The organism is Streptomyces malaysiensis subsp. malaysiensis (assembly GCF_040653035.1).
Lineage (GTDB): Bacteria > Actinomycetota > Actinomycetes > Streptomycetales > Streptomycetaceae > Streptomyces > Streptomyces malaysiensis.
Genome location: NZ_JBEZNG010000010.1, coordinates 249,674 through 262,804, shown reverse-complemented (window position 1 = coordinate 262,804; position 13,131 = coordinate 249,674). Strand labels below are relative to the sequence as shown.

Sequence of the window (13,131 nt, the reverse complement as noted above, 5' to 3'; positions counted from 1 at the left end):
TGGGGGACGGCTCGGACCGGTCGGCGCCGAGCCGGGGCGCCCGCGCCCGGCCGGGGGAGCTGTGGGGAGACGGCCGTGCGCGTGGGCGGTGGGGGCCTCAGACCAGGGCGCTCTTACGGGCCATCCGGCCCGAGAGCTGGATCCGGTCGACGGCGCCGGTCCGCGGATCGCGGACGAACCGTCCGCCGGGGATCCGGCGTCCGGAGGAGGGGTCCACCAGATCGCAGGTGAGGTCCTCATGGCAGACCAGCGGCGCGGAGGGGTCACCGTCCACGGACAGGGCGAGACCACCGCCGTCGCCCATGGTCACCTGGTACTCGATATCGCCGTTGAGATAGGTGCCGGTGCACTGGGAGGTCGCGGCCATGGGGGCCGCCGGACCCCGTGGGGCGGGGGCGGCGGGCATCGGGACACCGGTGATCTCGCCCAGCACATCGGTCAGTTCGTTCCACAGCTCCGTGCCGCTCCCCGCGTTGGCGGTGAAGCCGACCACCGTCCCCGTGGCGGGGTCGGCGCGCAGGGAGCAGGAGGTGCCCTGGGCGTTTCCGTCGTGCCCGAACCACACCGTGTCGCCGCGGTGGAAGAGCGCCCAGCCCAGGCCCCAGCCGTCGGCCAGCACACCGGGGTCGCCGCCGGGCACGGGGCGGCGCATCTCCTCCGCGAGCTCGCGGGGCGGCAACCCCGCCGGGCCGTCGCCGAGATGGGCCCGGCCCAGCGCCACCAGATCGAGGGCACTGACCCTCAGCGCCCCGGCCGCGGCCTCGGCGGGGGCGAGGTTCTGCCGCACCGGTCTCGTTCTGCCGGTGGCCTTGTTGGCCGAGTGGCCGCGCGCGGTGGGCCGGTGCGGGGCGGCGGCCGTGCCGATGAAGGACGGCACGGTGCCCAGCGGATCGAGCAGAACGGACCGCATGGCCTCCCGCCAGCTCATCCCGGTGACCGTCTCGATCAGCCGGCCCGCCGCGACATAGCCCGCGTTGGAGTAGGAGAAGTCCGTTCCCGGAGGCATCACCAGGGTGCGGTCGGTGCAGTGGTCCAGCAGATAGCGTGCGGCGGTCACCGAGGCCACCTGGTCCGAGTCGGGCCCGGACGGCAGCCCCGCGGTGTGGCTGAGCACCTGGCGCACCGTGCACGGCGGACCGGCCCGCCGCAGCTCGGGCACATGGTCACCGAGCCGGTCGTCCAGCTCCACATCGCCGTCGGCGACCAGGAGCATCACCACGGTCGCGGTGTACGCCTTGGTGACGGAGCCGATGGGTACGGCGGTGTCGGCGGTGAACGGCTCGCCGGTGCCCACGTCCAGGACGCCGGTCTCCACGCCGAACGTCATTCCGCCGCTGTGCACGGCGAGTTGGGCTCCGGGCACCTGATGGTGGCGGGCCAGTGCGGTCAGGCGGTCCTCGAGGACGCGGCGTAACTTCGACCGCTCCTCGGCGGACGGCGCCGGGGTCGGACGGAACACGGTGCACTCCTTGCCGGGGAAGGGGACGGGCGACGGGGGCCGGGTCATGGCAGCTGGCTCGTGGCCGTGACATCCCGGGGCACGATCGTGAAGCCCTGCCAGTGGGTCGGCATGGGGTCCTGGTCCTCGTCCCTGGGCACATGGTGGAAGTCGACACTGACCCAGGCGACCGGGTCGGTGAGCCGCTCGCCGCCGGTGTACTTGTCGACCGAGGTGGCGCAGTCCGGGGCGGTGTTGCCGTAGGCCAGCCGCTCGCACTCCCGGTACTGCGTGAAGTACATGTCGTGGTGGGTGAACTCCTCGGTCTCGTGCGGGCCCCGGTACTGATCGCTGTGGTGGTTGTCGATCTCCCAGGACTTGACGTGGCCGTCGGTGTTCTCGGCGGTGGGGTTCACCACCCGCCAGAAGCGGGCGGGCGCGAGGTCCGCCGCGGTCTCATGGGAGAGCACGGTGCGCTTGGTGGTGCGCGCGGCCGTACCGCTGCCCGGGTAGTCGTACTGCTCCACGGTGTTCTTCGACTCTCCGTCGACGTCGAAGTCCAGCCGCCAGAAGATGTTGTGCGAGTGGTTCTCGCTGAACCGGGTGGAGCCCACCCCGGTCGGCCAGCCGCTGCCCGCGTCGGAGAACTGGAACGGCGAGAGGCTTCCGGTGGCGCCCGACCGGGGGGTGATGGAACCGTCGTCCGAGAAGCGCCATTCGGTGATGTAGTCGTACCAGCCGATCTCGGAGACCGAGAAGACGACCAGGTCGGTGCCGTGCAGAACGCCCTTCTCCACCGCGCTCTTGTAGGCGAACGGCCGCGGCTGCTCCTCGACGCACAGCACGGGGGTGTCGCGGAAGTCGCGCAGCCGCCCGTCGGGGCAGTCCTCGGCGCCGAGCCGGGTGAGCGTGCCCTGCTCCAGATCGCCGAAGCCGATCGCGGAGACATCGTAGAACCGCGGCTGACCGCTGTCGTAGGGCACATGCACCTCGGCCAGCGAGGCGCTCTTCAGCACACGGGTGGGGGTGGAGCGGTTCGGGGTGTAGATCACATCGCTCAGCACCGCACCGGTGTTGCGGTCGATGTCCCAGCACATCTGCCACCGGGCACCGTTCTTCAGCGTGTTGTCGATGCGCTCGGCGGCGGGGCAGGACGGGGCCGCCGAGGCCCTCGCGGGCGCGGCGGACGCCGGGCCCGGCACCCACAGGGCCAGCGATCCCACCACGGCGATCAGCACCCGGGCACACCGGAACAGACTGGACACGGACAAGGCTCCCCTCACAGGCCGATGACGGCGGCGCGCCTGGCCGACAGATCGATGACGATCCGGCTGGTGTCGATCCACTTTCCGCCCGGAATGCGTACGAACAGCTGCACACACCGGTGCTCACCGCACCGGGACACCTGCCGGGCGCCGTCCACCCCCTTGGCGCGGGAGCCGAGGAACGACATGCCCTGGAGGAGCAGTTGGGACGGCGAGGTCAGCCGCTTCCCGGTCTGCGAGGCGTAGGAGTCGCGCATCCCCGGGCCGAGACGGCGGTCGGCGAGGACGATCTTCACCGCCTCGCGGGCCTCGGCCAGGGTGGGGGGCGGCTGGACACCGCGCTGACGTGCGGAGTCGAGGACCGTGCCGGCGCGCAGGTCGACCAGCCGGGTGATGAGGGTGTCCGAGGCGTAGTCGTAGAGCTGGACCTCGGCCCGGCCGTCCGGGGCGGAGGAGGCCGACTTGGCCCGGGGCGGACGGCGGGTGTCCAGCGGCTCGGCGCCGGAGCCGCCCGCCGCGTTCCGCTCCCCGCTTCCGGTGTCCTTCCTCGCGTCCTTCTTCGCGTCCTGACCGCCCCGCGCGGGCGCGGTTCCGGGCCGGGTGGCGGCGTCGACGGCGATACGGGACGCCGCGCGCGACTCATCGGGGGTCAGCCGGCCCGCATGCGAGGCGATGGCCGCCGCGGGTTGCGAGGGGGCGGGAGCGGGCGATCCGGCCGTCCGGAGGGCGGCGATCGCGCCGCCCGCCAGCACCGCCGTCAGACCCAGCGCCGCGGATACGCGCCATCGTCGGTGACGGCGCCCCCTGGTTTCGGCCGCACCCTTGTGAGTGGCGTTGTCTCTCATCACCCAGCCGTTTCCGTTGTCGGTCATATGAGCCGGTGGGGCTCGCGGTGACAGCACTCGGCCGGATCCCGGATTCTCGCTGATGCGTTCCCGTCCGCACCGACGGGATTCAGGCCGCTGACGACGGCTGGCGCGGACTCCCCCCGGACTCTTCGCTGTCCACTGATGGCTCACGCTTTCACCACTCCGGGCGGCGTAACAGTCGCATTTGTCATCAAGCGGCTGTGAGAAACGCATGTCTGGATCGACGGTCGGGCGGCCGCAAAGCGATGGCGGGGAAGGCTCGTTGAGAGCCTCTCTGCCATCATGCTCACATGAGCCATTCGATCACCATTCGATGTGACATCTGTGGCGCCACCCATTCCTCCTCCGCCGCCGACAGCGTCGGTGCGCTTCGCGATGTCATCGTTCAAATGAGCTGGTCCAGGGCGCGATGGAATGGCCGGGTGATCGATATGTGCGGCATGTGCGGTGCCCGGGAAATGGCGCCGAACGCACCCGGACGGCGCTGCGGTTCCTGCGAGGGGGGCGAGCTTTTCGATGTCCTCGGACACGACAGAATCGGACATCGTTTGGCCAATGCATTGCTCAGGGCCGGTATCGATAATCTCGAACTGCTCTCCAGTTTCTCCGCGCGTCAACTTCGCGATCTGGACGGCATCGGCGCCGTGAGCGCCCATCACGCACTCAATCGTCTGCACTCCACACCGAACGAAAGGCGATCGTGAACGAATCTTCCACGGGAACATCCGTACGGCCCGCTCTGTTCAACGGCCGGCGGCACCGGGTGTTGTGGGTGGTGGGCGTGGTGTTTTCCGCCGGGCTGCTGGCGCCGCTGCTATTCCTCGGCGCCGCCCGAAAGGGGATCGTGCCGCGCACCGTGCCCGCCGGGTACGCGGTGGTCATCTATCCGGTCGCGCTCGGGCGGCAGTGGCTGCCGGACCCGGGCGACTGGATCTCATGGACACTCGCGGCCGCGGTTCTCACCGCGGCCGTCCACGCCGTGCTGCTGGACACCGGGCGCCCGCCCGGCGGTTGACCTCCGGGCCTCCGGGCGCGGAGCTCAGCTCTGCGCGGTGGGGCGGACCACGATCTCGCCGACGTCGACACCGGCCGGCTGCTCGATGGCGAACGCGATGGCGCGGGCGATGGCGTCCGGGGATATCGCGATCTTGTCCATGCCGCTCTGGATCGCGCTCCTCGCGTCCGGGTCGGTGATGGAATCCGCGAGCCCCGTCCGGGTGTATCCCGGCGAGACCGTGGTCACCCGCAGCGACTCGCCCGCCTCCTGGCGCAGCCCTTCGGAGATGGCGCGCACGGCGTTCTTGGTGCCGGCGTAGACCGACATCGTGGGGACGATGGTCAGCCCGGCGGTGGAGAGGGTGTGCACGAAATGCCCGAAGCCCTGCTCGCGGAAGACGGGCAGGGCCTCGGCGATGCCGTACAGCACGCCCTTGATGTTGACGTCGACCATCTCCTCCCAGTCCTCGACGCGCAGATCGTCGAGGGGGGAGATCGGGCTGATCCCGGCGTTGCTGACCAGGACGTCGAGCTTTCCGTACCGCTCGCGTGCCGTCGCGACCAGACGGGACAGATCCGCGCGCCGCTTCACATCCGTGGCGACGGGGACGGCCTCGCCGCCCGCCCCGGCGATCCGGGCCGCAAGCGCCTCGATGCGGTCCGACCGCCGCGCGCCGAGGACGACCGTGGCGCCGCGCTCGGCGAGCAGCAGCGCGGTCGCCTCGCCGATTCCGCTGCTCGCGCCCGTAATGGCGACGACCTTGCCTTCGACACCCGACATGATGGGTGGTCCTTCCAGGGAAAAGGGGAGGCGGCGATGGCCTACTGTGGAAAGTGGAGGCGCCGCCACTTCGTCCCACAGTAAGTGGAGGTGCCTCCACTTAGCAACCGGGGAATGAGGAGAGCCGTCGATGGTCAGGGATCCAGGGCGCCCGCTGCGGGCCGACGCACAGCGCAACCGGGAGAAGATCCTCTCCGCCGCGGTGCGGATCTTCGCCGAGGAAGGGCTGAACGCCCACCTCGAGCGCATCGCCAAGGAGGCGGGGGTGGGCACCGGCACCCTCTACCGGAACTTTCCGACCCGTGAGTTGCTGATCGAGGCCGCCTACCGCAATGAGCTGGCCCGGCTCTGCGATGCCGCCCCCGAACTGCTGGCGGCCCTGCCCCCGCGCGAGGCCATGCGCGTGTGGCTGGGCCGCTTCATGGACTACGCCAACGCCAAGCTGGGCATGGCGGACGCGCTGCGGGGCGTGGTCGCGTCGGGCGTCAACCCGTACGCCCAGAGCCACGAGATGATCCAGGACGCCCTCTCGCTGCTGATGGACGCCGCCGTCACGGCCGGTGTGATCCGGTCGGACATCAGCGCGACCGATATGTTCGCCGCGCTCACCGGCATCGCCCTCGCCTCGGGGAAGCCCGAACAGCGGGAGCAGGCCGACCGCCTCCTGGACCTCACCCTGGACGGACTGAGCGCCGGAAGCGGTCGGTAAGGCCGGGCGTCCCGCGGGTGAGGCTGGGCGGCCCCGCGGGTGAGGCCGGGCGGTCCCGTCGGTAAGGGCGCGCGGCCCCGTCGGTGAAGCCCGGCGGCGCCGGTCACAGTGCCGCGTACACCGCCTCCACCAGGGCCATCTTCCGGGGGTCGTCGACGATATGCGGGCCCATGCGGTTCATCACATAGCCCAGGGAGAGCTCCGCCTCCGGGTCGGCGAGCCCGCAGGAGCCTCCGTAGCCGTCATGGCCGACGGCGCGCGGGTTGGGGCCGTAGGAGCCGTGTGGACCGCTCAGCCACACGCCGAGCGCCACCTCGGTGTCCCGGCCGAGCGCCGGGCCCAGGACCAGGTCCCGGCCGGAACCCTGGCCCTCACGGGCGCGCTCGACGGCCTCCGCGGACAGCACCCGCCGGTCACCGGACACACCGCGGTGGGCCAGGATGCCGTACAGCTCGGCGACGGCGCGGGCGGTGCCATGGCCGTTGAGGGCCGGCAGCTGAGCCTCGCGCCACTCCCGGGTGTTGGCATCGGCGGCGCCGACCGGTGGATTGCCCAGCGCCGCCAGCGCGACCGGTGTGAACCGCCCGCCCGCCGGGGCCCGTTCACCGGACGAGGGCGCGGCCGGGCCGATCAGCTCGGCGGCCCGGTCGGCCTCGTTCTCCGGAAGGCCGATGGTGAAGTCGATGCCCAGCGGCCCGGTGACCTCCCGCCGCAGGAATTCGCCCGGCGGCAGCCCGGTGATCCGCCGGATCACCTCGCCGACCAGGAAGCCGTAGGTGAGCGCGTGATAGCCGGCCCGGGTGCCGGGCTCCCACCACGGTTCGGCCGCGGCCAGCCGGGCGGTGGTCAGCTCCCAGTCGTACAGCTCCGCCACGCTGTGCGGCTCCCGCAGCCCGGCCAGCCCCGAACGGTGCGAGAGGAGGTACCGCACCGGCAGCGAGCCCTTCCCGGCCGCGGCGAACTCGGGCCAGTACGCGGCCACCGGCGCGTCCAGGTCCAGCAGCCCGCGGTCGGCCAGCACATGGGCGCACAGCGCGGTCGGCCCCTTCGTGGTGGACCACACATTGACCAGGGTGTCCCGCTCCCAGGGGCGGGTGCGCCCGGCGTCAGCCCAGCCGCCCCACAGGTCCACCACGGTCTCCCCGCCGATCCGCACGGCCACCGCCGCGCCCAGCTCGTCGTGGTCGCGGAAGTTCGCCTCGAAGGCGGCCCGCACTCCGGCGAACCTGGGGTCGCAGTGGCCCTGGATCGCGGACTCGGTCATGTGAATCCTCCTGGCGGTGGCGGTGGCGGTGGCGGTGGCGGTGGGGGTGGCGGTCAGGTCCGGCCGGTGAGCGTGACCGTGCAACCGCGCAGCTCATAGCTGCCGATCTCGTCCTTGAAACCGACCCGGGGCGGGGACGCCATACGGATACCGGGCAGGGCGAACAGCCGGCTGAGGAAGACATCCGTTTCGAGGAGCGCGATCGCGGCTCCGGGGCATTTGTGCGCACCGTCCCCGAAGGACAGCCCCGGCGCGCCCGCGCCCCCGGCCATCGGACGGCCCGGGCGGAGCCGCTCCGGCCGCTCGCCCACCGTACGGGCGTCGAGATTGGCGCGGTGGAGCATGACGTCGACCAACTCCCCGGCCGGCACCGTCACTTCCGCGCCCGGATTCTGGCCGTCGCCGGACAGCCGGAGCGGTGCGGTGGTACGACGGCGGAGCCGGCCGATGACCGGCTCCAGCCGGAGGATCTCCTCCAGGATCGCGATCCGGCCGGGTTCGTCAACCGCCTGATACCGCGTCAGCAGCGCGGTGTCGGCGAACAGATGCCACGCGGCCAGATTGACGAATTCCCGGGTGGTGACCATGCCCGCCGCGGCGAAGGTGATGCATTCCCCCAGGATCTCGCCGGCCGAACACCCCTCGTCCAGCAGATGGGAGATCAGATCGTCACGCCGCCGTCGCCGCCGGGCCCGTACGGCCGGGCGGACATCACCCCAGTAGATCCGCAGCCAGTTCGCGTTCTGGCGCAGCAGCCAGCGGATCCCGTGCAGGCTGGTCAGCCCCGGGGTGCCGAACTTCTCGGGGAAGAAGCGCTCCAGCCGCCTCCGGATCCCGGGCCTGCTCTCCGTCAGGCCGATCACGGCGCTCGCCACCTCGATCGCCAGATGGAAGGCCACATCGGCGAGCCGGCCCCGGCCGGTGTCCCGGATGGTGCCGATCTGCGCCTCCGCCACCCGGACCATGACCTCGCGATAGTGCTCATCGACCCGGCGCGGGGTGAAGAACCGGGCGGTCTGCCGCCGGTCCTCGCGGTGTTCGGGACCGTCCCGGTAGAGCACCGGCCGCCGGAACCGGGACGGCAGCTTCTCCACCGTCTCGATGCCGAGCCCGGCCTGCACGGTGGCGGTGTCGCGCAGTACGGCGCGGGCCTCCTGGTAGCCGGACACCTGCCAGATCCCGTCGGGCCCCCGCCGCACCGGACAGCCCCCTGCGTCCGGCCCCCGGTCGACCCTGCGCGCTCCGTACTCGTGCGCCGCGTGGTCCCGCGATCCGTGTGATCCGTGGTCCTGTGATCCGTGGTGGTGCGATGCGCTTTCGTGCGATCCCCCGCCCATGGGCGGCACCTCCCGGCCCAGACTAGGAGTAGCGCGGCCACCTTACGGGCTCCGGACCCCGCTTTCCCAGGTCTAGGCTCCCCGACATGGACAGCGAGAACCCCCTGGGGCGCTTTCTGCGCGCCCGCCGTGAACTGGTGCGGCCAGAGGACGTGGACATCCCGCCCGCCGGCCGGCGCCGGGTGGCGGGGCTGCGCCGGGAGGAGGTCGCCCTGCTCGCGGGGGTCAGCACCGACTACTACATCCGGCTGGAGCAGGGCCGGGAGCGCCATCCCTCGGCGCAGGTGGTCGAGGCGCTGGCCCGGGCGCTGGTGCTGGAGGAGGACGCGGTCGCCCATCTGCACCGGCTGGCCCGTCCGGCCCCCGGCCGGCGGCGCCGTCCGGCCGCGCGGCGGGAGCGGGTGAGCCCGGCCCTGCTGCGGATGATGGACGGCTGGCCGCGGACCCCGGCCGTCGTCCTGGGGCGCTGTCTGACCGTACTGGCCCACAACGCCCTGGGCGGGGCCCTGTTCGACGGCCACACCCACAGCCGGGATCTGGTGCGGCTGGTCTTCCTCGACCCGGACGCGCGGGAGTTCTACCCCGACTGGGAGCGGGTGGCGGTCAACACCGTCGCCGGGCTCCGCGCGGCGGCAGGGGTCGATGAGGAGGACCCCGAACTGATCGCCGTCGTCGGGGAGTTGTCGCTGAAGAGCGAGGCGTTCCGGCGGCTGTGGGCCCGCCATGACATCCGCCAGAAGACCCATGAGATCAAGCGTTTCCGGCACCGCCTGGTCGGCGAGCTGACGCTGGAGTACGAGGCGCTGACCGTGAACAGCGCTCCCGGTCAGCAGCTCATCGTCTACCAGGCCGAACCGGGCAGCCCGTCCGAACAGGCCCTGTCCCTGCTGGGCAGCCTCGTCGCCGACGCGGTGGAGACGCCCCACGACCCCATGAGCACCAAGACGAAGGACTCTTCCGCATGACCGTCAATGAATCGCCCGTCCGGTTCATCACCGGCTGACCCACCGGTCTGGGCCGGGCGCTGGCCAGGCTGGACTCCCTCAGGACCGCCTTCGACACCTGGCGCGAGGTCACCCTCGGAGCCGACTACCCCGTGGCCGCCTCCTAGGCCCACTGGGCGCGCAGGCCGGACCCGCCCGGGGGCCGGACCCGCTGTGGCACGCGGGCCGCACCCGCCGGGCTCACCGGGTCAGGACCCGGCGGGCCCTCGGCGCGACCGCGCCCGGTGGCCGGCCATGGCGGCTCGCAGGGCCGTGCCCATCGCACCACGCCGACGGGCGAGGGACGCCACCCAGCCGAGGAAGACCATGAGCACGGCGAGCACACCGGCGACGATCAGGTACGGCAACACATCACCCATGGGCCGAGGTTACGTGAGGCCGAACGTCGTCGAGGACCCCGAGTTCCAGACGGCTCAGCCGCCCGGGATCGGCGATCACCTCGTACGCGGCGATCCGCCCGTCCTCGACGGTGACGGTCAGGGCGAGGAGCAATCGGCCACGTGGGGCCACGACGATCTCCACGGACCCGTTCACCAGCGCGGGCTCCGCGAACCGCGCCCTCGGCGTGAACCCGGCGGTCTCCTCCGCCACCGCCCGCGCACCGCGGGCCACCGTCGGCACCCCCTCGGGCAGGGCGGCGCGGTCGGCGCGCCGTACGACATCCGGGTCGAGCACCGCGAGCAGCGCGGCCATGTCCCCGCCTCGGGCGGCGGCGAGAAAGGCGTCGACGGTGCGCCGCTGCCGGTCCAGCTCGGTGCGGGGCACCGCCGCGCTGCCCCGCACCTTCTGGCGGGCGCGGCTGGCGAGCTTCTTCGCGGCGACCGGTGAGCGCTCCACGATGGGCGCGATCCCGTCGAACGGCACCGCGAACACATCGTGCAGCACAAAGGCGATCCGCTCGGCCGGGCCCAGCGTGTCCAGCACCACGAGCAGCGCTCTGCCGACCGATTCGGCCAGCACCGCCTCGTCCTCGGGCGCGCCCCCGTGCCCGGTCGCCGGGGCCAGGTCGGACAGCTCCCGCCCGACCGGCTCCTCCCGGCGCGCGGCGCGCGAGCGCAGCATGTCCAGACAGATGCGGGAGATCACCGTCCGCAGCCAGCCGGACAGGTTCCCGACCGTCTCGGCGTCGGCGCGGCTGAGCCGCAGCCATGTCTCCTGGACGGCGTCGTCCGCCTCGCCGAGCGATCCGAGCATCCGGTAGGCGACCGCCCGCAGCCGGCCGCGGTGCGCCTCGAACCGCTCCGCCAGCCCGTCCTGCGGATGCTCTCCGTTCCCCGGCTTCCGCCCGTCCATCGGTCACCTTTCCTCGCCGTGCTCCGTCATGTCTTCAGACGTATCCCACGCGGCCGAGGTGACAAGGCCGAGGTGAGAGGGGAAAACACCATGAGCACCATCGCTTCGACCGCCCTGGACCGGCCGCTGCTGCGCCCCGCGGACCTGGGGGACCTCCGACTGCCCAACCGGGTGGTGATGGCCCCCATGACCCGGGCCCGCGCCACGGGCGAGGGGCTGGTCCCGAACGGTATGCACACGGCCTACTACGGTCAGCGGGCCGGGGCCGGGCTGATCATCACCGAGGGGACGTGGGTGAGCGAGCGGGCCATCGGCTTCCCTCACGTCCCCGGTGTCTACAGCGAGGAGCAGATCAGGGGATGGCGCCGGGTCACCGACGTGGTCCACGCCCTCGGCGGCCGGATCGTGCTCCAGCTGTGGCACACCGGCGCCGCCTCGCACCCCGACCACCTCGGGGGCGCTCGGCCGGCCGGCCCGTCGGCGGTCGATCCCCGGGAGCGGTCCTACACCCTGGCCGGGCCCAAGGCCACGGTCACCCCGCGGGAGATGACGCTCGCGGAGATCCGGGACACGGTCGCGGAGTACGGGGCGGCCTCGGCCAATGCCCGCCGCGCCGGTTTCGACGGGGTGGAGATCCACGCCCTGGGCTCGTTCCTGATCCCGCAGTTCCTCAATCCGCGGCTGAACCGCCGCCGCGACGCCTACGGTCGCGACGCGGCCGGGCGGCGGCGCCTGCTGATGGAGATCGTCGACGCGGCGGCCGCGGCCTGGGACGGCCGCCGGGTGGGCGTCCGTCTGTCGCCGCACTGGACCGCCGAGCGGTTCACCGCCGACGAGCGGACGCTCGCCGACTACGACGCGCTCGTGGCGGAGCTGTGCGACCACCCCGTGGCCTATCTGCATCTACGGGGACCGGCCCCGGCCGCGCCCGGCGCCGCCCCCGGCCACGACGCCTTCGCCCGCTACCGGCCGCTCTTCGCCGGACCGCTGATCGCCAACCACGGCTTCGACCGGGAGAGCGGGAACGCCGTGATCGAGGCGGGGCTCGCGGACGCCGTCTCCTATGCCACGCACTTCGTGGCCAACCCCGACCTGGTGGCCAGGTTCGCCCTGGACCGCGAGCTGGCGGCGGGCGATCCGGGCACGTACTACACCGGCGGGGCGGGCGGCTATGTCGACTATCCGGCCAGCGGCTGGGAGGACGGCGTCAGGCGTTGAGCACGCCCGCGCCGAGCAGTCCGAACAGCGCCACGCCGATCACGATCCGGTAGATCACAAAGGCGTTGAACGAATGCTTGGCGACGAACTTCAGCAGCCAGGCGATGGAGGCGTAGGCCACGGCGAAGGACACCACCGTGCCCACCAACAGCGGCACCGTGCCCACGCCGCCGCCCATGGCGTCCTTGAGCTCGTAGAGGCCCGCGCCGGTCAGCGACGGAATGCCCAGGAAGAAGGAGAGCCGGGTGGCGGCCACGCGGTCCAGGCCGAGCATGAGGCCGGTGGCCATCGTGGCGCCCGAACGGGAGAAGCCGGGGAAGAGCAGCGCGAGGATCTGCGAGGAGCCGACCAGCATCGCGTCCTTGACGTCGGTGTCGTCCTCCCCGCGCTTGTGGCGCCCCATCCGGTCGGCCAGCCACATCAGCCCGCTGCCCACGATCAGCGAACCGGCCACCACCCACAGCGAGGCGAGCGGGCCCTCGATCAGCGGTTTGGCCGCCAGGCCCACGACCACGATGGGGATCGTGGCGTAGATGACCCACCACGCGAACTTGTAGTCGTGGTGGTACCTCTCCTCGCGGTTGACCAGCCCCCGTCCCCAGGCGGTGGCGAAGCGGCGGATGTCGCGGAAGAAGTACAGCAGGACGGCGGCGATGGCACCGACCTGGATCACCGCGGTGAAGGCGACGACCGACTTGTCGTCCACCGGGATGTCCATCAGCCCCTCGGAGATCTTGAGGTGGCCGGTGGACGAGACCGGGAGGAACTCCGTGACCCCCTCCACGACGCCGAGAACGACGGCCTGTCCGATGTTGATCGCGCTCACGTGATCAGTCCCGCCGGTGTCTGTCCGTAACCAGTGAATGTTTACGGGACCGTAGACGATCGATGGGACGGTGGCCAATCGGCGGGCGCGGGACGGCGGCCGATCACCGGGCGCGCGACGGGGCCGGCCGG

14 protein-coding genes are annotated in these 13,131 nt (G+C 72.1%); 5 read left to right on the top strand and 9 right to left on the bottom strand.

Going from position 1 to position 13,131, the window contains the following annotated elements; translation table 11 throughout:
* Positions 1–97 precede the first annotated feature (97 nt).
* The 3 genes from AB0E24_RS22345 to AB0E24_RS22335 are packed head-to-tail and all read right to left on the bottom strand — an operon-like array spanning position 98 to position 3,575.
* Positions 98–1,459 carry a serine hydrolase domain-containing protein gene (locus AB0E24_RS22345; RefSeq protein ID WP_359379278.1) on the bottom strand — a complete coding sequence of 454 codons (1,362 nt, stop codon included), beginning with the start codon at positions 1,457–1,459 and terminating at the stop codon, positions 98–100.
* 44 nt (positions 1,460–1,503) lie between these two features.
* Complete coding sequence (locus AB0E24_RS22340; protein WP_359379275.1) at positions 1,504–2,703, bottom strand: copper amine oxidase; 1,200 nt, start codon at positions 2,701–2,703, stop codon at positions 1,504–1,506.
* A 14-nt stretch (positions 2,704–2,717) separates the two neighbouring features.
* On the bottom strand, positions 2,718–3,575 hold the full coding sequence (locus AB0E24_RS22335) for a Tat pathway signal sequence domain protein (protein ID WP_359379272.1): 858 nt from the start codon (positions 3,573–3,575) through the stop codon (positions 2,718–2,720).
* Between the two features lie 287 nt (positions 3,576–3,862).
* Between AB0E24_RS22335 and AB0E24_RS22330 the strand changes: the two genes are divergently transcribed.
* Both AB0E24_RS22330 and AB0E24_RS22325 read left to right on the top strand, forming a co-directional pair.
* Positions 3,863–4,276 carry a helix-hairpin-helix domain-containing protein gene (locus AB0E24_RS22330; protein WP_146055538.1) on the top strand — a complete coding sequence of 138 codons (414 nt, stop codon included), beginning with the start codon at positions 3,863–3,865 and terminating at the stop codon, positions 4,274–4,276.
* Positions 4,273–4,587, top strand: coding sequence for a hypothetical protein (locus AB0E24_RS22325; protein WP_351376900.1), 315 nt, complete (start codon positions 4,273–4,275; stop codon positions 4,585–4,587). The genes AB0E24_RS22330 and AB0E24_RS22325 overlap by 4 nt, the downstream gene beginning before the upstream one ends.
* 24 nt (positions 4,588–4,611) lie before the next feature.
* On the opposite strand, the gene AB0E24_RS22320 is transcribed toward AB0E24_RS22325, so the two are convergent.
* The gene (locus AB0E24_RS22320; RefSeq protein WP_359379268.1) at positions 4,612–5,349 is read right to left on the bottom strand and encodes an SDR family oxidoreductase; all 738 of its coding nucleotides are present in this window, start codon (positions 5,347–5,349) and stop codon (positions 4,612–4,614) included.
* 130 nt (positions 5,350–5,479) lie between these two features.
* Here AB0E24_RS22320 and AB0E24_RS22315 point away from each other — a divergent pair, with 130 nt between their 5' ends.
* On the top strand, positions 5,480–6,058 hold the full coding sequence (locus tag AB0E24_RS22315; RefSeq protein WP_102933531.1) for a TetR/AcrR family transcriptional regulator: 579 nt from the start codon (positions 5,480–5,482) through the stop codon (positions 6,056–6,058).
* A gap of 103 nt (positions 6,059–6,161) precedes the next feature.
* Here AB0E24_RS22315 and AB0E24_RS22310 read toward each other — a convergent pair whose 3' ends face one another.
* A complete protein-coding gene (locus tag AB0E24_RS22310) occupies positions 6,162–7,322 on the bottom strand; it encodes a serine hydrolase domain-containing protein (protein WP_359379264.1) in 1,161 nt (386 codons plus the stop codon).
* Between the two features lie 53 nt (positions 7,323–7,375).
* A complete protein-coding gene (locus AB0E24_RS22305; protein ID WP_359379261.1) occupies positions 7,376–8,521 on the bottom strand; it encodes a cytochrome P450 in 1,146 nt (381 codons plus the stop codon).
* A 224-nt stretch (positions 8,522–8,745) separates the two neighbouring features.
* Here AB0E24_RS22305 and AB0E24_RS22300 point away from each other — a divergent pair, with 224 nt between their 5' ends.
* Positions 8,746–9,624 (top strand): helix-turn-helix transcriptional regulator, encoded by an 879-nt coding sequence (locus AB0E24_RS22300; protein ID WP_359379258.1) that lies wholly within the window; start codon positions 8,746–8,748, stop codon positions 9,622–9,624.
* Positions 9,625–9,851: 227 nt separating this feature from the next.
* Here the strand turns inward: AB0E24_RS22300 and AB0E24_RS22295 are convergent, their stop codons facing one another.
* The gene (locus AB0E24_RS22295; protein ID WP_159033396.1) at positions 9,852–10,022 is read right to left on the bottom strand and encodes a hypothetical protein; all 171 of its coding nucleotides are present in this window, start codon (positions 10,020–10,022) and stop codon (positions 9,852–9,854) included.
* A complete protein-coding gene (locus tag AB0E24_RS22290; protein ID WP_359379254.1) occupies positions 10,015–10,956 on the bottom strand; it encodes a sigma-70 family RNA polymerase sigma factor in 942 nt (313 codons plus the stop codon). Before AB0E24_RS22290 ends, AB0E24_RS22295 begins: the two co-directional genes overlap by 8 nt.
* A 90-nt stretch (positions 10,957–11,046) precedes the next feature.
* Here AB0E24_RS22290 and AB0E24_RS22285 point away from each other — a divergent pair, with 90 nt between their 5' ends.
* The gene (locus AB0E24_RS22285) at positions 11,047–12,174 is read left to right on the top strand and encodes an alkene reductase (RefSeq protein ID WP_359379252.1); all 1,128 of its coding nucleotides are present in this window, start codon (positions 11,047–11,049) and stop codon (positions 12,172–12,174) included.
* On the opposite strand, the gene AB0E24_RS22280 is transcribed toward AB0E24_RS22285, so the two are convergent.
* Complete coding sequence (locus tag AB0E24_RS22280; RefSeq protein WP_093704714.1) at positions 12,164–13,000, bottom strand: undecaprenyl-diphosphate phosphatase; 837 nt, start codon at positions 12,998–13,000, stop codon at positions 12,164–12,166. The genes AB0E24_RS22285 and AB0E24_RS22280 overlap by 11 nt on opposite strands.
* Positions 13,001–13,131: the final 131 nt, after the last annotated feature.